The organism is Thermanaeromonas sp., from assembly GCF_021890735.1.
GTDB lineage: Bacteria > Bacillota > DSM-521 > Neomoorellales > Neomoorellaceae > Thermanaeromonas.
Map to the genome: position 1 here is coordinate 74,541 of NZ_JAKKUR010000002.1, position 19,094 is coordinate 93,634.

Annotated in this window: 18 protein-coding genes, 3 tRNA genes and 1 other annotated feature; all 21 genes read left to right on the forward strand. The window is 52.6% G+C overall.

Translation table 11 applies throughout. The annotated features are described in order from the left end of the window. Window positions 1-65 precede the first annotated feature (65 nt). The 21 genes from thyX to rpoB all read left to right on the forward strand — a co-directional run bounded on the left by thyX (window position 66) and on the right by rpoB (window position 19,074). Window positions 66-794 (forward strand): FAD-dependent thymidylate synthase, encoded by a 729-nt coding sequence (gene thyX / locus L5656_RS00945; protein ID WP_366017787.1) that lies wholly within the window; start codon window positions 66-68, stop codon window positions 792-794. After that, window positions 779-1,534, forward strand: coding sequence for a 23S rRNA (guanosine(2251)-2'-O)-methyltransferase RlmB (gene rlmB / locus L5656_RS00950; RefSeq protein ID WP_297197690.1), 756 nt, complete (start codon window positions 779-781; stop codon window positions 1,532-1,534). Before thyX ends, rlmB begins: the two co-directional genes overlap by 16 nt. A gap of 141 nt (window positions 1,535-1,675) precedes the next feature. Further along, window positions 1,676-2,320 (forward strand): RNA polymerase sporulation sigma factor SigH, encoded by a 645-nt coding sequence (gene sigH / locus L5656_RS00955; protein WP_297197693.1) that lies wholly within the window; start codon window positions 1,676-1,678, stop codon window positions 2,318-2,320. A 153-nt stretch (window positions 2,321-2,473) separates the two neighbouring features. After that, window positions 2,474-2,559, forward strand: a tRNA-Tyr gene (locus L5656_RS00960). 59 nt (window positions 2,560-2,618) lie between these two features. Then, window positions 2,619-2,694, forward strand: a tRNA-Met gene (locus L5656_RS00965). A 1-nt stretch (window position 2,695) separates the two neighbouring features. Further along, a tRNA-Thr gene (locus L5656_RS00970) sits at window positions 2,696-2,771 on the forward strand. 57 nt (window positions 2,772-2,828) lie between these two features. Further along, on the forward strand, window positions 2,829-3,908 hold the full coding sequence (gene ychF, locus L5656_RS00975) for a redox-regulated ATPase YchF (RefSeq protein WP_297197696.1): 1,080 nt from the start codon (window positions 2,829-2,831) through the stop codon (window positions 3,906-3,908). 1,037 nt (window positions 3,909-4,945) lie between these two features. Next, entirely contained in the window at window positions 4,946-6,103 is a 1,158-nt protein-coding gene (locus tag L5656_RS00980; RefSeq protein WP_297197699.1) for a pyridoxal-phosphate-dependent aminotransferase family protein, read from the forward strand. Window positions 6,104-6,130: 27 nt separating this feature from the next. Beyond that, the gene (gene serA, locus L5656_RS00985; RefSeq protein ID WP_297197701.1) at window positions 6,131-7,708 is read left to right on the forward strand and encodes a phosphoglycerate dehydrogenase; all 1,578 of its coding nucleotides are present in this window, start codon (window positions 6,131-6,133) and stop codon (window positions 7,706-7,708) included. 61 nt (window positions 7,709-7,769) lie between these two features. Next, window positions 7,770-9,053: a serine--tRNA ligase gene (serS, locus tag L5656_RS00990; RefSeq protein ID WP_297197704.1), complete on the forward strand. Its 1,284-nt coding sequence runs from the start codon at window positions 7,770-7,772 to the stop codon at window positions 9,051-9,053. A 78-nt stretch (window positions 9,054-9,131) separates the two neighbouring features. Then, window positions 9,132-10,559 carry a sensor histidine kinase gene (locus L5656_RS00995; protein ID WP_297197708.1) on the forward strand — a complete coding sequence of 476 codons (1,428 nt, stop codon included), beginning with the start codon at window positions 9,132-9,134 and terminating at the stop codon, window positions 10,557-10,559. Between the two features lie 11 nt (window positions 10,560-10,570). Then, window positions 10,571-11,233, forward strand: coding sequence for a response regulator (locus L5656_RS01000; protein WP_297197711.1), 663 nt, complete (start codon window positions 10,571-10,573; stop codon window positions 11,231-11,233). Between the two features lie 120 nt (window positions 11,234-11,353). Beyond that, window positions 11,354-11,869 carry a TQO small subunit DoxD gene (locus L5656_RS01005; protein WP_297197714.1) on the forward strand — a complete coding sequence of 172 codons (516 nt, stop codon included), beginning with the start codon at window positions 11,354-11,356 and terminating at the stop codon, window positions 11,867-11,869. Window positions 11,870-11,987: 118 nt separating this feature from the next. Continuing rightward, window positions 11,988-12,152: a 50S ribosomal protein L33 gene (gene rpmG / locus L5656_RS01010; protein WP_366017780.1), complete on the forward strand. Its 165-nt coding sequence runs from the start codon at window positions 11,988-11,990 to the stop codon at window positions 12,150-12,152. A gap of 26 nt (window positions 12,153-12,178) precedes the next feature. Beyond that, window positions 12,179-12,406, forward strand: a complete 228-nt coding sequence (gene secE, locus L5656_RS01015) for a preprotein translocase subunit SecE (RefSeq protein WP_297197720.1) — start codon at window positions 12,179-12,181, stop codon at window positions 12,404-12,406. Window positions 12,407-12,440: 34 nt separating this feature from the next. Beyond that, window positions 12,441-12,968 carry a transcription termination/antitermination protein NusG gene (nusG, locus tag L5656_RS01020; protein ID WP_297197723.1) on the forward strand — a complete coding sequence of 176 codons (528 nt, stop codon included), beginning with the start codon at window positions 12,441-12,443 and terminating at the stop codon, window positions 12,966-12,968. A gap of 40 nt (window positions 12,969-13,008) precedes the next feature. Beyond that, a complete protein-coding gene (rplK, locus tag L5656_RS01025; RefSeq protein ID WP_084662963.1) occupies window positions 13,009-13,434 on the forward strand; it encodes a 50S ribosomal protein L11 in 426 nt (141 codons plus the stop codon). 92 nt (window positions 13,435-13,526) lie between these two features. Then, complete coding sequence (rplA, locus tag L5656_RS01030; RefSeq protein WP_297197733.1) at window positions 13,527-14,228, forward strand: 50S ribosomal protein L1; 702 nt, start codon at window positions 13,527-13,529, stop codon at window positions 14,226-14,228. A gap of 13 nt (window positions 14,229-14,241) precedes the next feature. Then, window positions 14,242-14,381, forward strand: a sequence feature (ribosomal protein L10 leader region). 22 nt (window positions 14,382-14,403) lie between these two features. Further along, window positions 14,404-14,946 carry a 50S ribosomal protein L10 gene (gene rplJ / locus L5656_RS01035; RefSeq protein ID WP_297197736.1) on the forward strand — a complete coding sequence of 181 codons (543 nt, stop codon included), beginning with the start codon at window positions 14,404-14,406 and terminating at the stop codon, window positions 14,944-14,946. 22 nt (window positions 14,947-14,968) lie between these two features. Continuing rightward, a complete protein-coding gene (gene rplL, locus L5656_RS01040) occupies window positions 14,969-15,352 on the forward strand; it encodes a 50S ribosomal protein L7/L12 (RefSeq protein ID WP_297197740.1) in 384 nt (127 codons plus the stop codon). Between the two features lie 284 nt (window positions 15,353-15,636). Next, window positions 15,637-19,074: a DNA-directed RNA polymerase subunit beta gene (gene rpoB / locus L5656_RS01045; protein ID WP_297197742.1), complete on the forward strand. Its 3,438-nt coding sequence runs from the start codon at window positions 15,637-15,639 to the stop codon at window positions 19,072-19,074. The last annotated feature ends 20 nt before the right edge of the window (window positions 19,075-19,094 follow it).

Here is a 19,094-nt window from a genome sequence, read left to right on the forward strand (position 1 = left end):
CATTGATTCTAAACGGAAGAAAACCTGTGCCGGAAACCCACGGTTGCGAGAAGGGGAGAAGAAGCTTGAGGGTGGAGCTCATCGCGTATACTCCTGAACCGGAGAAAATAGTGGCCGCGGCCGCCCGTATTTGTTATTCCCAGAAAGGGGCGGGCGAACTTATGGAAAACATGGGAGATGAAGAAATAGAGAGGTTAATCGGCTTGCTTTTATCTTCAGGCCATGAGTCGCCCGTGGAACACGTTACCTTTACCTTTGCTATAGAAGGGGTAAGCCGGGCGTTATCGCACCAGCTCGTACGGCACCGTATAGCCTCCTACTCCCAACGCTCCCAGCGTTATGTTTCCGAAGAAAATTTTTCCTACATCGTGCCGCCTACGATAAATAAAGAACCGGAAGCCTTAAAGGTTTTTGAGGATTGCCTATCCCAGATAAAGGAGGCCTACGCCCGCCTTATAAAGCTTGTTCCCCGTGAGGATGCTCGGTACATATTGCCCCAGGCCTGCGAGACCAAGCTGGTATGCACCTTTAATGCCCGCAGCCTTTTTAATTTTTTCCGCCTGCGCTGTTGCTCCCGGGCCCAGTGGGAGATACGGGAGCTGGCATTTAAAATGAGGGACGCCGTACGGCAGGTGGCACCCCGGTTGTTCGCCAAGGCCGGTCCTAATTGTGAAATTTTAGGGATATGTTACGAGGGCCCTTTTAGCTGTGGCCGGGCTCCGGTGATCAAGTCTAGGGCAGAAGCCGGAGTAGAAGAGTACCGAGGGCGGAGAGACTTATGGGAGAAGTCATAGCCGGGCGCCAAGCGGTGCGGGAAGCGCTTAAGGCCGGGAGGCCTCTGCATAAGATATTAATAGCAGAAGGGGCAACAGGCTCCCTTCTTGGTGAGATTCAATCCCTGGCCCGGGAACGCGGTATACCTGTGTTAAAAGTAGAGCGTAAGGCCCTCAACAGGCTGGCCGAGGGTGTCTCCCACCAGGGGATAGTAGCCCTGGCTGCAGCCAAGGAGTATGTTGAACTAGAAGATTTGATAAGCGCAGCTAAGGCTAAGGAGGATCCCGCCTTCCTCGTTATGCTGGACGGGGTGGAAGATCCTCAAAATTTGGGGGCCATTTTGCGCTTGGCCGATGCTTGCGGCGTTCAAGGTGTAATAATTCCGAAACGGCGCAGTGCGGGACTTTCTTCCGCCGTAGCCCGGGCCTCGGCCGGAGCCGTTGAGTATGTACCTGTGGCCCGGGTGAGCAATCTTCGCCAGGCTGTGGACACCTTAAAAGATGCCGGCATGTGGATCATAGGCGCCGAAGGAGACGGGGAAACTTTGGCCTTTGAGGCTGATTTTACGGTACCTCTGGTCCTTATCCTGGGAGGTGAGGGAAAGGGACTTTCACCTTTGTTAAGGAAACAGTGCGACATGGTAGTAAGGCTTCCCCTGCTGGGGCATGTAACTTCCCTTAACGTGGCTACAGCCGCAGCAGTTCTCTTTTACGAGGTGGTCCGGCAGAGAAAATTTCCCAAGGTGTTTCAGGAGACTTAAGAAGGGCAGGAAATTTTTCCAGTCTTGCTTGGGGCGCCTGTTTCCGGTATAATTAATGGTGTCATTGGACAAGGTAAAAGCCTCCCGAAAACAGAGATAAAACCTAAACGACTACGGAGAAACCGGGGCGGAGGCGATGTCATGAGCGTTGATCTCCAGCGCGAAGCCTTCCAAACCTATGAGGTCATGGGGGATGAGGAAGTTGTCACGCTGGCCCAAGGGGGGGACGATGTAGCCCAAGAATATCTCATAAATAAGTACCGCAACTTCGTGCGAGCCAAAGCACGTGCTTACTTCCTAGTGGGGGCCGATCGGGAAGACATCATTCAGGAAGGCATGATAGGCCTCTATAAAGCCATCCGGGATTTCCGTGGAGATAAACTTTCCTCCTTCCGTGCCTTTGCCGAACTATGCATAACCCGGCAAATCATTACCGCCATTAAAACAGCCACCCGTCAAAAACATATTCCTCTCAACTCCTACGTGTCCCTGAATAAGCCCGTGTACGATGAGGACTCCGACCGCACTCTGCTGGATGTTATTTCCGGCTCAAGCATTGCGGACCCGGAAGAGCTTATCATCAGCCGGGAAGAGTTTGATAATATAGAGGAAAAAATGGGCGAGATCTTAAGCTCCCTGGAATGGCAGGTACTGATGTCGTATTTAGAGGGTAAGTCCTACCAGGAGATAGCCGTGGATTTAAAAAGGCATGTTAAGTCGATAGATAATGCCTTGCAAAGGGTCAAACGCAAACTGGAGCGGTATCTGGAGAAAAGAGAGGAATAACAGAAATATGCCAGGGGAGCAAACCGTAAAAGTAGTTTATAGCCCTTTTTAAAGAGGAAAAGGAAAATGAACAGGAAATTGAAAGTTTAATATGCCTTGACGAAGGTTGAAGGAGTTGTTATAATTAGTCTTGCTTCCAGCGCAAGTGCTCAAGGAGGGGTACCCAAGCTGGCCAAAGGGGGCAGACTGTAAATCTGCTGGCGATGCCTTCGCTGGTTCGAATCCAGCCCCCTCCACCAGGAAGGAGCACTTACCTTAAAAGATTTGCCTTAAAGCCTAAAGATCCTAAAGATCGCGTTGCGGGGTGGAGCAGCGGGTAGCTCGTCGGGCTCATAACCCGAAGGTCGTTGGTTCAAATCCAACCCCCGCAACCATGCCCATATAGCTCAGTGGGTAGAGCGTCGCCTTGGTAAGGCGGAGGTCACCGGTTCGATCCCGGTTATGGGCTCCAAATCTGGCCCCGGGGGAAGTCCCCGGGGCCAAACATTTTAAGACGAGGTGAAGGGAATTGGCCTTAACCTGCGGGATAATCGGCCTTCCCCTGGTGGGGAAGACCACTTTATTCAACCTTCTTACCTTGGCCCAAGCGGATACCTCCACCTTTGCCGGAAAGACCAAGACTAACGTCAGGACGGCACCCATTCCCGATCGCCGGCTTGACTTTCTGGCTTCCCTTTATCGGCCCCGCAAGGTAACTCCGGCCACCCTGGAAGTCATCGACGTCCCAGGATTTACGCCGGGAGCAGGAGCCGCCTTTCTCTCTGCAGTCCGAGAAGTTGATGCTTTAATTCACGTGGTACGTGCTTTCCGCCGGGAAGACGTACCCCATGTAGCAGGAGAGATCAACCCCTCCCGGGATTTAGATACCGTTAATACAGAGCTTATCCTGGCCGATCTTCAACTTGTAGAAACTAGGCTGGAGCGGATTGCCGCAAGTAAAAAAGTCAAAGGAGAACTTCTGGCTGAGCAGGAAGCGCTGAAACGCTGTAAGGCGGCCCTCGAGGAGGAGCGGCCTTTAAGCGAAGCCGGCCTCACGGAGGAGGAATGGCGCGCGCTTCGGCATATCGAATTTCTTACAACTAAGCCCATGATTATTGTGGTTAATATCGATGAAGAACAGCTCAAAAACGGGGATTACCAAGGGCGGGCAGAAGTTGAAGCTTATATTTCGGCACGGGGGCTACCTGTCTTAACACTGTGTGCCAAGCTTGAAGCGGAGATAGCGGAGTTAAATCCTGCCGACCGTGAAGCCTTCTTGAAAGAGATGGGGATAGATGAGCCCGGTATTCACCGCCTGGCCCGGGCCATCTACCGGAGACTGGGACTTATTTCCTTTTTGACCGTCGGTGAGGATGAAGTTAAGGCCTGGACCATCCGGGAAGGGACGCGGGCCAAGGAAGCGGCCGGCAAAGTTCATTCAGACATGGAGAGAGGCTTTATACGGGCCGAGGTAGTAAAGTTTGAGGACCTTTTGGCCTGCGGTAATATGGCTAAAGCCAGGGAAAGGGGCCTCGTGCGCCTGGAAGGCAAGGATTATGTAGTGGAAGATGGAGATATAATCAACTTCCGGTTTAACGTTCACAGGTAACAGCAAAAGCTTATAAACCGCAGAGGCGATTAAAACCTTAGCGGAACGAAAACCTCCCGGGAAAATTAACACCTACCGGGCCTGGCTCAGGTGGAATATTTAAAACTTCGGCGGAACCTTACGGCTTCCAGGTTCATAATAAAGTAACGGAAAAATTTTGACGGGAGGGCTTTTTATGGTGGAGGCCGGACAGGTAACTCAACAGACTGCCCGGGATATTGTAGCGGATGGCGGGCTGGTGTTCTTGTTTTTGATATTGTTGCTCATCTTGTTTACCTGGTTATAACCAAGAGGTGACAAATCCCCTCCTATGTGTCCCGCAAGACCCTTTTTGCGGGCTTCTTTTTTCAGGGCCCTCAGAGTGAAAGTGGAGATGCACCAGGGCAAGTCCCCTGAGTTATCCCCACTTTTTACAGAGCAGGCCTGCTTGAGCTTGAAAGCGACCGACTAAACCCGAGCGGTAGCCCAACTCAAGCTTGGCGAAAGGCTTAAGAAAGGCCCGAGGGCATGAGAAACCTGCGGCCCGCAACTGAGGCAGGAAGCCGAATTTGCCGGGAAGCCTGCCGGAGCCTTGAGCCAAGCAAAAGTCCTGCCCGCGAGGGAAGCCAAGCAGGGCTCGGATCAAAACTGGTGATACGCCGGGGCAAGACCCCCTTGCGTTTTCCTTTACCCTGTGCTACAATCATGCCCAAACAGAAAAGCGGAAAAGTGATGAGGGGGACAGGGCACGACCCACTCCGGTAAACGAGAGAGCTGGTGGTCGGTGGGAACCAGCCCGGAGGTCGTAGCCAGGCACCCCTGAGCGGCCGGTGAGAAATCCGCAAGGCTTGTCTTGCGGAGCAAATCGGCCCGGGCATGCCCGTTATGCATGTAGAGTGGGTCAGGAGGGGTTATAAACAGGATGGGTTTAAAGAAGGAGCTAGCCTTCCTGGCCAAGAAGGGTGGCACCGCGGGAGAAAACTCCCGTCCCTTTGCCATGTGCGGGGACGGGGGTTTTTATTTTAACCAGATTTAACTTACAGGGAGGGATGTAGAGTATGACTGATAAGCAGATCTTGCTCCTACCCGGACCGACCCCCGTACCGCCACGTGTGGCCCTGGCCATGGCCAGACCGGCCATCAACCACCGGGGCCCTGAATTCAGTGAGCTGCTCCACACAGTAACGCAGGGGCTGAAAAGGGTTTTTAAAACCAATAACGATGTAGTTATCCTTACCGCTTCGGGGACCGGAGGTATGGAGGCGGCGGTAGCCAATCTCCTTTCCCCGGGAGATAAGGCTTTAGTAGTAACGGTAGGAGTTTTTGGTGAGCGCTTTGTTAAGATAGCCCAACGCTTTGGAGTGGAAACGGAAGTGCTGGCCTTCCCCTATGGCCAGGCAGCAGACCCTGCAGCCGTAGCCGAAAGACTGGCCCGGGATAAGGCAGGAGAGATAAAAGCTATTCTGGTGCAGCATAACGAAACCTCTACCGGCGTGCTTAACGACATAGAAGCCATAAGCAAGGCCCGCGGCGATCACCCTGCCCTTCTTGTGGTGGATACCATCAGTGGCCTGGCTGCTGCCGACCTGCGGGTCGATGAGTGGGGCATCGATGTGGCCATTGCTGGCTCCCAGAAGGCTTTTATGGTCCCGCCAGGGCTTACTATGCTGAGCTTAAGCGATAGGGCCTGGCAGGCTGTAGAAAAGTGCAAAAACCACCGCTATTACCTGGACCTCAAGGACGCCAGAAATTACGGACTAAAGGGCCAGACCCCCCACACTCCCGCGGTATCTCTTTTGTACGGGCTTAAGGAAGCCTTAGCCATGTTGGAAGAGGAAACGTTGGAGAAAAGCTTCCGCAGGCATGCTTGCTTAAGGGATATGGTACGCGCCGGCATAAAGGCCCTGGGCCTTGAACCTTTAGCTGATGACCGGGTAGCCTCTCCTTCGGTAACTGCGGTTAAAGTACCTGCAGGCCTTAAACCTGCGGACATTACCGTGCCGCTCCGGGAAAAGCACGGGGTAGTGGTGGCGGGAGGCCAGGGGCAGGTGAAGGACCGGGTCTTTCGCATAGGTCACTTAGGTTATGTTAATCATATGGACGTTTTAAGTGGCCTTGCGGCCCTGGAGGAGGTTTTGGCCAGCTTGGGAGTTATTTCCGTTAGCGGTATCGGTGTGGCCAAAGCGTTAGAAGTCTATCAGAAATTCAACGCTTAAAGGGGGAGAATAGGGAGGCGGGAAGTTATGAAGGTATTGGCTTTAGACGACATAGATGTTCAGGGGATAAAGGTGCTTGAGGAGGCCGGGTTGGAAGTAGAAGCTAGGGGTAAAATGAAGGAGGAAGAGCTTAAGGAAGCTCTTCCCTCCTTTGACGCCCTCATCGTGCGCAGCGGTACCAAGGTTACCGCTTCCGCCCTGGCAGGGGCGAAGAAGCTTAAAATTATCGGCCGGGCCGGAGTGGGTATAGATAACATTGACGTAGATGCGGCTACAGAAAAGGGTATACTGGTCGTTAACGCTCCGGAAGGCAATACGGTGGCCGCAGCGGAGCATACCTTGGCTCTGATGCTGGCCCTGGCCAGGAATATTCCCCAGGCGAGCAACCTTTTAAAACAGGGCGTATGGGAGAAAAAGAAGTTCTTGGGAGTAGAGTTAAGGCACAAAACCTTAGGGATCCTTGGTCTAGGTAAAATCGGGAGCGAAGTGGCGCGCCGGGCACGCGCCTTCGACATGCGCCTTATAGCCTATGATCCTTATGTTTCTCCTGAGCAGGCCGAGCGTTTAGGGGTGACCCTCCTGCCTTTGGAAGAAGTACTAAAACAGGCCGACTTTCTAACTTTGCACCTTCCGCTTACACGGGATACCTACCATCTCCTTGACCGGGAAAAGCTTCTTTTGCTGAAGCAAGGCGCGCGCCTTCTTAACGTGGCCCGGGGTGGGATAGTGGATGAGCAGGCCTTATACGAAGCTTTAGCCTCTGGCCACCTGGCGGGCGCTGCCCTAGATGTATTTGAAGAAGAGCCTTTGACCGACAGCCCCTTGTTTAAACTAGATAACGTCATTGTTACCCCTCATCTGGGAGCATCCACTGCCGAAGCCCAGGTAGCGGTAGCTGTGGAAGTTGCCCAGGATGTTGTACGCTGCCTTAGAGGTGAGCCTGTGCTCAACGCGGTTAATATTCCTGTGCTACGTGGGCAGGCCTTAGAGACCCTGCGACCCTATCTTAAACTAGTGGAAAGGCTGGGCAGCTTCTTGTCCCAACTCATGGAAGGTCCTATTTTAGAGGCCGAACTCTCCACCAGCGGTGAGTTGGCTCAGCACGAGCTTTCTCCTTTAACCAATGCGTTCCTTAAAGGTCTTTTGCGGCCGCTTCTGGGCGAGACGGTAAACTACGTGAATGCCCCTGTAGTGGCCAGGAAGCGGGGTATCCGTGTAAGGGAAAATAAAACCCGGGAGATGGGTTATTATACCACGGTGATATCTGCCACAGTTAAGGGTCGGCGGGAAGGTTATACGGTAGCTGGTGCGGTAAACCAGCGAGGCGAGCCGAGATTGGTGGGCCTTAACGGGTACGGTTTGGATGCCGAGCTTGAGGGCCATATGCTGGTGATACCCCATATAGACAAGCCCAGAATTGTAGGTCCGGTGGGACTGGCTATAGGCGACTACGGCATAAACATTGCTGGCATGCAAGTAGGGCGCCGGGAGGCTGGTGGCGAGGCGGTGATGATCCTACGCATAGATTCTGAGGTACCCCGGGAGGTTCTGGATAGCATCCGCCAGGTAGACGGGGTTTTAGATGTAAGGTATCTTTGCCTGTAAGTAATATTTGCTAAAGGAGGCCGGATGGGGTAATAATAATGGGGGAAGGAGGAAGAACCTGGTGCTAGATATCAAACTTTTGCGCGATAATCCAGAGCTCGTAGACCGGGGGCTTAAGCGGCGGGGATTGGCTGCCCCTTTGGACCACTTCCTTGAGCTAGATGCCCGGCGGCGTAGCCTTCTTACTGAAGTTGAAAAACTAAAGCACAAGAGGAATGTCGTCTCCGAGGAGATAGGCAAACTTAAAAAGGCGGGGAAGGAACCAGTAGAACTCATCGCAGAGATGAGGGAGGTCTCCCAGCGGATCAAAGCCTTGGATGAAGAGATACGCGCAGTGGAGGAAGAGCTAGATAAGGAGCTTCTCACCCTCCCCAACCTTCCCCATTCTTCGGTACCGGACGGCTCCGGGCCCGAAGATAATGTGGTGGTGCGCACTTGGGGGGAAAAAACTTCTTTCTCCTTTACCCCCCGGCCCCACTGGGAGATAGGGGAAGAGCTGGGGATTATAGATTTCGAAAGGGGTTCTAAAGTCGCCGGCGCGCGCTTCGTATTTTACCGGGGGGCTGGGGCCCGCCTTGAGCGCGCTCTTATAAATTTCATGCTCGATTTGCATATAGAGAAGCACGGTTATACGGAAGTATTTCCCCCTTATTTGGTAAACAGCCAGACCATGATCGGCACCGGGCAGCTTCCTAAATTTGCCGAAGATATGTTTCACGTCACGGGTACCGATTATTACCTCATTCCTACAGCCGAAGTGCCGGTGACCAACCTTTACCGTGATGAGATCCTAGACGGCGATCTTCTTCCCATTTACCATGTAGCCTACAGCGCATGCTTTAGAGCCGAGGCCGGGGCCGCGGGCCGGGAAACGCGGGGCTTAATCCGCCAGCACCAGTTCAATAAAGTGGAACTGGTCAAGTTTACACGCCCGGAGGACTCTTACGAGGAGCTGGAAAAAATGACCCGCGATGCGGAGGAAGTCCTTAGACTTCTCGGTCTTCCTTACCGGGTGGTAGTATTGTGCGCTGGAGATCTGGGGTTTTCCGCCGCTAAGACTTATGATATTGAGGTGTGGTTCCCCGCTGCAGGCACCTACAGGGAGATTTCTTCCTGCAGCAACTGCGAGGATTTCCAGGCCCGGCGGGCTAACATACGCTTTAGACCCAGCCCCAAGGAAAAGCCACGTTATGTGCACACCTTGAACGGTTCGGGAGTGGCCGTAGGCCGGACACTAGCGGCTATCTTAGAGAACTACCAAAGGGAGGATGGATCGGTGGTGATTCCTCCTGTCTTAAGGCCTTATATGGGCGGACAAGAGGTGATAGCCAGGAAAGGATCTTAAGAAGTCCCCGGGCAGCCACCCGGGGATTAGGTAATAGCCTTGGGCGCGGAGTGGTATTCACGAGCAGGAGGGCATCTGGTGCTTAAGGGTTCTTTTGAGGATGTGCTGGACCGGAACTGGTATCTCATCTTTTTCATTTACGGTTTGGCCTTTTTTCTTATGGGTTTTAGTATCGCCTTGCAGGCTAAACGCCCCAGCACCTTCCGGCTGGGGCAACATCTTAGATTGCTGGCCGGCTTCGGCCTCCTGCACGGAACGGCGGAATGGGCTTACATTTTTCTTACACCGGGATTTCTGGCCGGTGGCCGTGAGGCCCTCAAGGGAGCTGTGCTTACTGGAGGACATGCTGTGCTTATAGCCCTTTCCTTTGCCTTCCTTTTTGCCTTCGGGGCGGAGCTTTTAGCCAGCACTTGGGGCCGGGCGGGGTGGGGGAAGAAGCTGGCCGTCCTTCTTTTCGGCGTGTGGTTAGGGATTTTTTTCATCTCCCAGCCTAATGAGGCCTCGGAGATTCCCGGCTGGTTGGGTTATACAGAGATACTGGTACGCTATTGTTTGGCCTTTCCCGGTGCTCTTTTGAGCTCTTTAGGTATGATCTTGCAGCGTAGTGAGCTTAGGGGATTAAGGCATCCGCCTTTAGAGCGCAGCCTTATAGGGGCTTCTTTAGCCTTTGGGCTTTATGCTTTTGCCGGCGGGTTGGTGGTTCCGCCGGCTTCCTTTCCTCCGGCGAGTTTCCTAAATACCTCTTTGATGTTACGGTTGGGTCTCCCTGTGCAGTTTTTACGGGCTATAGCTGGGCTCTTTATGGCTTACTTTATCATCTGCAGCCTGGAATTTTACGAAGTGGAAAACCGAAAGAAGTTAGAAAACTTGCGGCAGCGAGAGCTTCTTTGGTTGGAGAGGGAGCGTATAAGGCGGGACCTTCACGATGGCATAACTCAAGCTATTTACGGTCTGGTCTTAGGGTTAGATCATGCTTTAAATCTTTTGGAGGGCAACTCCGGTGCCTGCCGGGACAAACTCAAGGAACTGAAAGAGCGGGCCGGCGAGGTCATAAACCAGCTCAGAGGGTACTTAAAAAATATGGAGTTTCCCGTAGAACTACCCGGCCGTGCTGTTGCGCTTTTGGAAGAACTTTTGGCCGGATATATGGCCTCTACGGATCAGAGGTTGGTGTTTAATGTCCGGGGCAAGCAGCCACGGGAGCTTGACCCTGTTCAGAGGGAACACTTGTACTACATGGCGACAGAAATTTTAAGCAATATACGGCGGCACTCCCGGGCAACCCTTGTACACGTTGAACTGGATTTGGGTTCTTCAGGGTTGCGCCTACTGGTTAAGGATAACGGGGTGGGCTTTATCCCCGAAGCCAACCTTTCTCGAGGCATGGGGCTTGTAAATTTGCGGGAGCGGGCGGCCCTAGCCGGGGGCTGGGTGGAGATAACCTCCGGGCTGGGTAAGGGTACGGAGGTTGAGGTGTGGATCCCCTATGTAGCGTCCGAAAAATAGGGGGTGAGCTGGTGGGCATCAGAGTAATGCTGGTAGAGGATCATGTCATAGTTCGGGAGGGCCTTAAAGCGTTACTGGCTTCGGAACAGGATATCGAAATAGTGGGGGAAGCGGGAAATTTTGCGGAAGCTTTACAAGTAACTGCTCAGACCCGGCCCGAGGTAGTGGTCCTTGACCTGCGGCTTCCCGGTAAAAGCGGGATGGAAGTCTGCCGGGCACTTAAGGAGGCCTTTCCGGATATAAAGGTAGTTATTTTAAGCATGTATGATGAAGAAGAGACGGTTATACGGGCTTTAAAATCGGGGGCCACAGGGTATGTGTTAAAGAAGGCCGGAGTGGCCGAACTCTTAAAGGCTATACGGGCTGTACACTCCGGGGAAGCCTACTTGGATTCCACCATCGCCCGCCGGGTAGTGGAGGGGTTGCAGAAGGGCCTACCCCTAAACAGGGGTAGTGAAACAGACCCCGAACTTACCCCTAGGGAAGAGGAAATCCTTCGCCTGGTGGCCGAAGGTCTTACTAATCAAGAGATCGCCCGGAAACTCTTCATCAGCGTAAAAACCGTGCAGGCTCACCGTGCGAACCTAATGAAGAAGTTGGGGGTTCACGACCGGGTGGACCTGGTGAAGTATGCTCTAAGGAAGGGGTTACTTCACCTCGAGAAAGAGGACTAGGGCTAATACCCTAGGGTCTGTATCCTAGATAAAATCGGATGTTAAGCCGATAGCAAAGGCTTCCTCCCCGAAGATATAGTAAAGCTTAAGAGAGCGAGTACAAACTAGGGGGGAGGCCTCATGTTAAGTATTTTACGTAACCCGCGTCTTGCCCCGCTGTGGACGTTGCTAAGGATTTGGCTGGGTTGGCAGTGGCTGGAGGCAGGGTTGCACAAAATTTCGGATCCTAAGTGGATGCAAGGGGGAGAGGCGTTAAAAGGTTTCTGGGCCAAGGCAGTGGGCGCTCTGCCCAATACCCAACCGGCCATCAAGTACGGCTGGTATAAGGCCTTCATCCAGGGTTTGCTAGACGGCGGTCATTATACGTGGTTTTCCAAGTTGGTTGTTTTCGGTGAACTTCTTACGGGTATAGCTCTCATCCTGGGTGTGGCCACTGTTTTTGCCCTGGCAGTAGGAGCCTTCATGAATCTTAACTTCATGCTGGCGGGTACGGCTAGTACCAATCCGGTATTATATACCGTAGCCATCCTACTCCTGCTGGCCGGCCAAGCGGCTTACCAGTACGGTATAGATCGCTATCTTCTGCCCTATATCCAGCAGATGCGCCGGAAGGAAGCTGTGGCTACCCGCACCTAAAGAACGAAGAAACAAAGCCCCGGCTTGTGCCGGGGTTTTTCATTTTTAAAGCCTCGGGTTTGTTGACAGGGTATGGCTTTTATGCTAAATTAGGTTAGGCATTCTTTCGGGCCAGCGCATGGAGGTGGCCGTTTTGCGGATAGGGATAACCTTAGAGTGCACTGAATGTAAGCGGCGTAATTATACTACCACTAAAAATAAGCGTAACGATCCGGACCGGTTAGAACTAAAAAAATATTGCCCGCATTGCGGCAGGCATACGGTGCATAAAGAGACCAAATAAGGCGAAGTAAGTAAGGTGTGAGGAAAATGGCTACCAAGTCAGTGGCCAAGCCGGCCGGTGAGAAAGCGAAAGCGGGAGAAAGGCTGGTCAAGTTTTTTAAGGGCTCCTGGGCGGAGCTTAAAAAGGTTCATTGGCCCACACGTCGGGAGCTTGTAGTCTACACGGGGGTCGTTTTACTGGCTGTCTTTTTGGTAGGGCTTCTCCTTTGGATAATGGATTCCGTCTATAGCTTTTTGTTTAGGCTCATATTGTAGGTGTTTAAGCTTATATTTATAGAGGGATAATCTTATGGAAAAGGCCTGGTATGTTATCCACACCTACTCGGGTTATGAGAATAAGGTTAAGGCCAATTTGGAGAAGCGTATAGAATCCATGAACATGGGCGACAAGATCTTCCGGATAGTAGTACCCATGGAGGATGAGATACAGATAAAGGACGGGAAACGGAAGATCGTCAAGCGCCGCATTTACCCGGGATATATACTAGTAGAAATGATCCTTACCGACGATTCCTGGTATGTAGTCCGCAACACGCCGGGAGTTACCGGATTCGTGGGCGCTGGCAATAAACCGATTCCCTTACAGGAGGAAGAGGTAAAGCAGATCCTCGAACGTACAGGTGTGGAGACACCGCGCCCGCGGATAGACGTGAGCGTGGGCGAGAATGTCAGGGTTACCAGCGGGCCTTTTGAGAATTTTATCGGGACGGTAGAAGAGATCTATCCGGAGAAAGGGAAACTAAAGGTTCTTGTCTCCATGTTCGGCCGTGAGACACCGATAGAATTGGAGTTTACCCAGATAGAAAAGCTAGATTGAACTTTTTATTGTGGAGTAGCGAACCTGGGGGTGATGATTTATGGCCAAGAAAGTTATGGCGGTGGTGAAGCTACAGGTTCCGGCTGGTAAGGCCACCCCTGCTCCTCCGGTTGGTCCAGCCCTCGGCCAGCACGGAGTTAATATAATGGCCTTCGTAAAAGAATTTAACGAGAGGACGGCCTCCCAGGCGGGGCTCATAATTCCGGTAGAGATAACCATATATGAGGATCGTTCCTTTACCTTTGTAACCAAAACCCCGCCCGCATCTGTCCTGCTGAAGAAGGCCTTGGGGATTGAAACGGCCTCCGGAGAACCCAACCGCAAAAAGGTAGGGAAGGTATCAAGGGCAACCATCCGGGAGATAGCCGAGCTCAAGATGAAGGATCTTAATGCCAATGATATTGAGGCAGCCATGCGCATGATCGAGGGCACGGCCCGGAGTATGGGTATAGAGGTGGAAGGATAGCCTCAAAAGTATCTAAAAGTAGCTCGAAGCGGTTCTGGGTGCTCTCTCTAGTGGGAGGAGTATTCCGCTGGTACCACAAGGAGGAAGATGTTATGCCTAAGCACGGGAAAAAGTATTTAGAAGCCAGGAAACTGGTAGAGCCTGGACGGCTGTATGATCCCGCGGAAGCCATAAGTCTAGTAAAGAAAACAGCTACGGCTAAATTCGATGAGACGGTCGAAGTGGCTCTACGCTTAGGCGTAGATCCCCGCCATGCTGACCAACAAGTGCGGGGTAGCGTGGTCCTGCCCCACGGTACGGGTAAGACACGGCGGGTTCTGGTTTTTGCCAAAGGGGATAAAGCCCGGGAGGCAGAAGAAGCTGGAGCCGATATAGTAGGGGCCGAAGAGCTGGTAGAAAAGATCCAGGACGGTTGGCTAGAATTTGATGTAGCCATAGCCACACCGGATATGATGGGAATGGTGGGTAAACTGGGACGGATTTTAGGTCCGCGGGGTCTGATGCCTAACCCCAAAGCCGGTACGGTGACTATGGATGTGGCCCGGGCGGTTAAGGAGGTCAAGGCCGGTAAAATAGAATTTCGGGTGGACAAGGCGGGCATTATCCATGCTCCGATCGGCAAAGTGAGCTTTGACGAGGAAAAGCTGCGGGAGAATTTCCAAACCCTGGTCGAGGCTGTAATCAGAGCCAAGCCTCCTGCTGCAAAGGGCCAGTATATAAAAAGTATCACCCTGTCTTGTACCATGGGACCGGGTATAAAGGTGAATCCGGCCAAGGTTTTAGGTCGCAAGTAGGTTTTACAATCAAATTAAGAAATAGTTGCAGCCATAGACAGCAGGTGCTCCTTAGAGGAGCTTAAAGCCAGCCTGCCGAGGTTGCTAGCCCCTAAAATTCCTTAAGGGATCAGTGCCCCTGCTGTCTGCGGCAGGGGCTATAATATTTTAACAGCAGGTTAAAGGGGGTGATGCCTTGAGCAAACAGCGGGAGGCCAAGGCCCTGGTGGTAAAGGAAATTAAGGATAAGCTGGGGCAGTCTATAGCTTCTATTTTGGTAGATTACCGCGGCCTCAACGTGGCCGAGATGACCGGGCTAAGGCGTGAACTGCGGGCTGCGGGTGTGGAGTTTAAAGTAGTAAAAAACACTTTGACGCGCATCGCTTCCCGGGAGTTGGGGCTTCAAGATTTAGAGCCCTATCTTGAGGGTCCCACGGCCATCGCCTTTAGTTTAACGGATCCGGTGGCCCCGGCTAAGATACTTTCTAACATGGCTAAAAATAATGAGCATCTCAAACTTAAAGCCGGGGTTCTCCAGGGGAAAGTTATCGGGCTAGACCAGATCAAAGCCCTGGCCGAGCTCCCCCCCCGGGAAGAGCTTCTGGGCAAAATGGTGGGCTCCTTGCAGGCGCCTCTGTATGGCATGGTAAGCGCCTTATCTGGGCCCATCCGCAAGCTGGTCTACGTGTTGGAGGCCATCCGCAGGAAACAAGAGGCTGCGGCTGGTACTCAAGCTTAGCTAAAAAGGAGGAATACCTTACATGAGCAAAGTAGCAGAAATAATCGAAGCCGTCAAAGGGATGACGGTTCTAGAGCTTGCCGAACTGGTTAAAGCTTTGGAAGAGGAATTCGGTGTGACTGCTGCTGCACCGGTGGCAATGCCGGTGGCACCGGGTGCTGCTCCTGCCCAGGCAGAGGCAAAAGTCGAAGAGCAAACGGAATTTGATGTTATCCTCAAAGCGGCGGGAGATAAGAAGATTAATGTTATCAAGGTTGTCCGCGAGCTTACCGGCTTAGGCCTTAAAGAGGCTAAAGACTTGGTAGATGGAGCTCCCAAGCCGGTAAAGGAAAAGGTAAGCAAGGAAGAAGCCGAGCGTATAAAGGCCAAGCTCGAGGAAGCGGGCGCTACTGTAGAAATAAAATAATGCTAAATTGCCCGTGTGAAGAGAATTTCTTGGGCTGGGACCCATTTCCGAAAGGACCGGTGGGTCCCAGTTTTCTATGGGCACCCCTAGCATAAAAATTTTTTCTGTAAATCTTGACAGGCCTTCGGCCTTATGCTAGCATTTTAAAATGCCATTATTTTGGGGTCTTGGTAGGATTAAATTTTTCCTGACTGGGCAATAATTACTTAGAGTAAGGTGGCCTTTTTAAAGAAGCGAGGTTGCTGATACCTTGCTTTTGTAGTTTCTTTTAAGGGGGACCGGGCATGCCTTTTCCCATCAAGACTGGCAAAAGAGAACGGTGGAGCTATGCTAACATCAAAGAAGTTATAGATCCGCCCAACCTTATCGAGATCCAGCGCAGGTCTTACCAGTGGTTTATCGAGGAAGGGATACGGGAGACTTTCCAGGAGATTTCCCCCATTCAAGATTTTACAGGTAATCTCATCCTCGAATTTGGCGAACATTCTTTAGGTGAGCCCAAGTATACGGTAGAAGAGTGTAAAGAGCGGGATATGACCTATGCGGCCCCTCTAAGGGTTAAGGTACGCCTTATAAATAAGGAGACAGGGGAGGTCAAGGAGCAGGAGGTTTTCATGGGGGACCTGCCCCTGATGACTCCTAAGGGGACCTTTGTTATTAACGGGGCCGAAAGGGTGATCGTCAGCCAGCTTGTACGTTCTCCGGGGGTTTATTACTCGGAGGCGGTAGACCCTTCGGGGACCAAAATATATACCGCCACCCTCATCCCCAACCGCGGGGCCTGGCTGGAGCTGGAGACCGACAATACGGGAAGCATCTACGTCCGTGTGGACCGCACGCGCAAAATTCCTGTCACTGTGCTCCTTAAAGCCATAGGATATAACACTAAGGCCCGGATCTTGGAGCTTTTCGATTATGATGTCCGTATACAAACTACTCTGGAAAAGGATACTACGGATTCCGAAGAAGAGGCTTTGGTAGAGATTTATAAACGCTTGCGTCCTGGCGAGCCGCCTACCGTAGATAGTGCCCGGAACCTCGTAGAGTCCCTTTTCTTCGATCCCAAGCGTTACGATCTCGGCCACGTTGGGCGCTACAAGCTGCATAAAAAACTAAACCACGGTGTGCTCACCCAAGAAGTCAACGGCCGGCGAGAATACATCCGTTGCCTTACCAAAGAGGACATAGTCCACATTATTAAGTACCTGTTGCGCCTTATGGATGGTGAGGTTAAGCCCGATGACATAGATCATCTGGGTAACCGCCGGGTCCGCTCTGTAGGGGAATTGCTGCAGAACCAGTTCAGAATCGGCCTTGCCCGTATGGAGCGGGTAGTGCGTGAACGCATGACCATCCAGGACGTAGAGGCTATAACCCCGCAGGTATTGATAAATATACGGCCGGTGGTCGCAGCGGTAAAGGAATTTTTCGGTTCGAGCCAGCTGTCGCAGTTTATGGACCAGACTAACCCCCTATCAGAGCTCACCCATAAGCGCCGTCTTTCGGCCTTGGGTCCGGGAGGTTTAAGCCGCGAGCGGGCGGGGTTCGAGGTACGCGATGTGCATACCTCCCACTACGGCCGCATGTGTCCCATCGAAACTCCGGAAGGTCCGAATATTGGGCTAATCGGCTCCTTGGGTACCTATGCTAGGGTGAACGAATTCGGCTTCATAGAGACCCCTTATCGCAAAGTAGATAAGGAACGGGGCGTAGTTACCGATGAGGTGGTGTACCTGGCGGCCGATGAGGAGGATCAGTACGTTATTGCCCAAGCTAATACACCGGTAGATGAAGAAGGCCGCTTTTTGGTGCCGAAAGTGACCGCCCGGCACCGGGGCGAAATAGTAGTGGTACCTGCCGAGCGCGTAGACCTTATGGATGTTTCACCCAAACAGATGGTGAGCGTGGCAGCTTCCCTTATTCCTTTCCTCGAGCACGACGATGCCAACCGCGCACTAATGGGTGCCAACATGCAGCGGCAGGCCGTACCGTTGATCCGAACAGAGGCACCTTTAGTAGGTACCGGTATGGAGTGGCGTGCAGCGCGCGATTCTGGTGTAGTCGTTTTGGCTAAGAATTCCGGTGTTGTAGAACGGGTTACTTCGCAGGAAATTGTTATACGCAAGGACGACGGCACTACCGACGTTTATAAGCTCCAGAAGTTCGTGCGGTCCAACCAGGGGACGTGCATTAACCAGAAGCCCATTGTGCGGAAGGGGCAGAGGGTGGAAGCGGGAGAGGTTATCGCCGACGGCCCTTCCACCGATCAGGGAGAACTGGCCTTGGGCCGCAATGTTCTGGTAGCCTTTATGAGCTGGGAGGGTTATAACTACGAAGACGCTATTCTTATAAGCGAGCGCTTAGTTAAGGAGGATATCTTTACTTCCATTCATATAGAAGAGTACGAGTGTGAAGCCCGGGATACCAAGCTGGGTCCCGAAGAGATAACCAGGGACATCCCCAACGTGGGCGAAGATGTACTAAAAGATCTGGATGAGCGCGGTATCATACGCATCGGAGCCGAAGTACGGCCCGGGGATATTCTGGTGGGTAAGGTGACGCCTAAAGGGGAGACGGAGCTTACGGCCGAGGAGAGGCTGCTACGGGCTATCTTCGGTGAGAAGGCTCGGGAGGTACGGGATACCTCCTTACGGGTTCCCCATGGAGAATCGGGTAAAGTCGTGGACGTTAAAGTGTTCTCCCGGGAGAACGGAGATGAACTACCACCGGGGGTAAATAAACTGGTCCGGGTTTACGTGGCTCAGAAACGTAAGATCTCCGTGGGGGATAAAATGGCTGGCCGCCACGGTAATAAGGGAGTTATCTCCCGGATATTGCCGGAGGAGGATATGCCCTTCTTGCCCGATGGTACGCCTGTGGATATAGTGCTCAATCCTTTGGGTGTGCCTTCCCGTATGAATCTAGGCCAGATCCTCGAAACCCACTTGGGTTGGGCGGCCAAGACCTTAGGGATCCATGTGGCCTGTCCTGTGTTCGACGGTGCCGATGAAGAAGATATCAAGGAGGCCCTGCGGAGGGCCGGGCTTCCTGAGGACGGTAAGACCATCCTTTATGACGGCCGGACCGGAGAGCCCTTCGATAGGCCTATTACCGTCGGGTATATGTATATGCTTAAGCTGGCCCACCTGGTAGATGACAAGATACATGCCCGGTCTACAGGGCCTTATTCCCTGGTCACCCAGCAACCCTTGGGCGGGAAAGCCCAATTCGGCGGCCAGCGTTTCGGAGAGATGGAAGTGTGGGCCTTGGAAGCTTACGGCGCGGCTTATACCCTCCAGGAGATCCTCACGGTAAAATCCGACGATGTAGTGGGACGTGTTAAAACCTACGAAGCTATTGTCAAAGGAGAAAATGTGCCGGAGCCGGGAGTACCCGAATCCTTTAAGGTTCTCATTAAGGAGCTTCAGAGCTTGGGCCTGGATGTGAAGGTGCTTTCGGAAGAAAACCAGGAGATAGAGATAAAGGATGAAGATGAAGATATTACAGAGCCGGGCAAGGATCTGGGCTTAGACATTCACCCGGAGCCCAGGCTCCTTAAGGCTGCACAGCCAAAGGCAGCGGAACAAGCCGAGGATAAAGAAGAGGAGGCAGAGGAGGAGCTGGACCTGGCAGAGTTTGAAGCAGAGCTTCCTCCTTTAGAAGAGGGGGAAGAAGACCTCGATTTATCTTACCTTGATGAATCAAAAGACGAGGAAGAATAGAGCACCCAAAATTTCTTGGG

Bases quoted from the DNA above. Each gene is read 5' to 3' on its own strand.
- rpmG (WP_366017780.1), top strand. From the start codon at position 11,988: ATGGAGGTGGCCGTTTTGCGGATAGGGATAACCTTAGAGTGCACTGAA.
- rlmB (WP_297197690.1), top strand. From the start codon at position 779: ATGGGAGAAGTCATAGCCGGGCGCCAAGCGGTGCGGGAAGCGCTTAAG.
- rplL (WP_297197740.1), top strand. From the start codon at position 14,969: ATGAGCAAAGTAGCAGAAATAATCGAAGCCGTCAAAGGGATGACGGTT.
- rpoB (WP_297197742.1), top strand. From the start codon at position 15,637: ATGCCTTTTCCCATCAAGACTGGCAAAAGAGAACGGTGGAGCTATGCT.
- secE (WP_297197720.1), top strand. From the start codon at position 12,179: ATGGCTACCAAGTCAGTGGCCAAGCCGGCCGGTGAGAAAGCGAAAGCG.
- sigH (WP_297197693.1), top strand. From the start codon at position 1,676: ATGAGCGTTGATCTCCAGCGCGAAGCCTTCCAAACCTATGAGGTCATG.
- rplA (WP_297197733.1), top strand. From the start codon at position 13,527: ATGCCTAAGCACGGGAAAAAGTATTTAGAAGCCAGGAAACTGGTAGAG.
- serA (WP_297197701.1), top strand. From the start codon at position 6,131: ATGAAGGTATTGGCTTTAGACGACATAGATGTTCAGGGGATAAAGGTG.
- L5656_RS01005 (WP_297197714.1), top strand. From the start codon at position 11,354: ATGTTAAGTATTTTACGTAACCCGCGTCTTGCCCCGCTGTGGACGTTG.
- rplK (WP_084662963.1), top strand. From the start codon at position 13,009: ATGGCCAAGAAAGTTATGGCGGTGGTGAAGCTACAGGTTCCGGCTGGT.
- L5656_RS00980 (WP_297197699.1), top strand. From the start codon at position 4,946: ATGACTGATAAGCAGATCTTGCTCCTACCCGGACCGACCCCCGTACCG.
- nusG (WP_297197723.1), top strand. From the start codon at position 12,441: ATGGAAAAGGCCTGGTATGTTATCCACACCTACTCGGGTTATGAGAAT.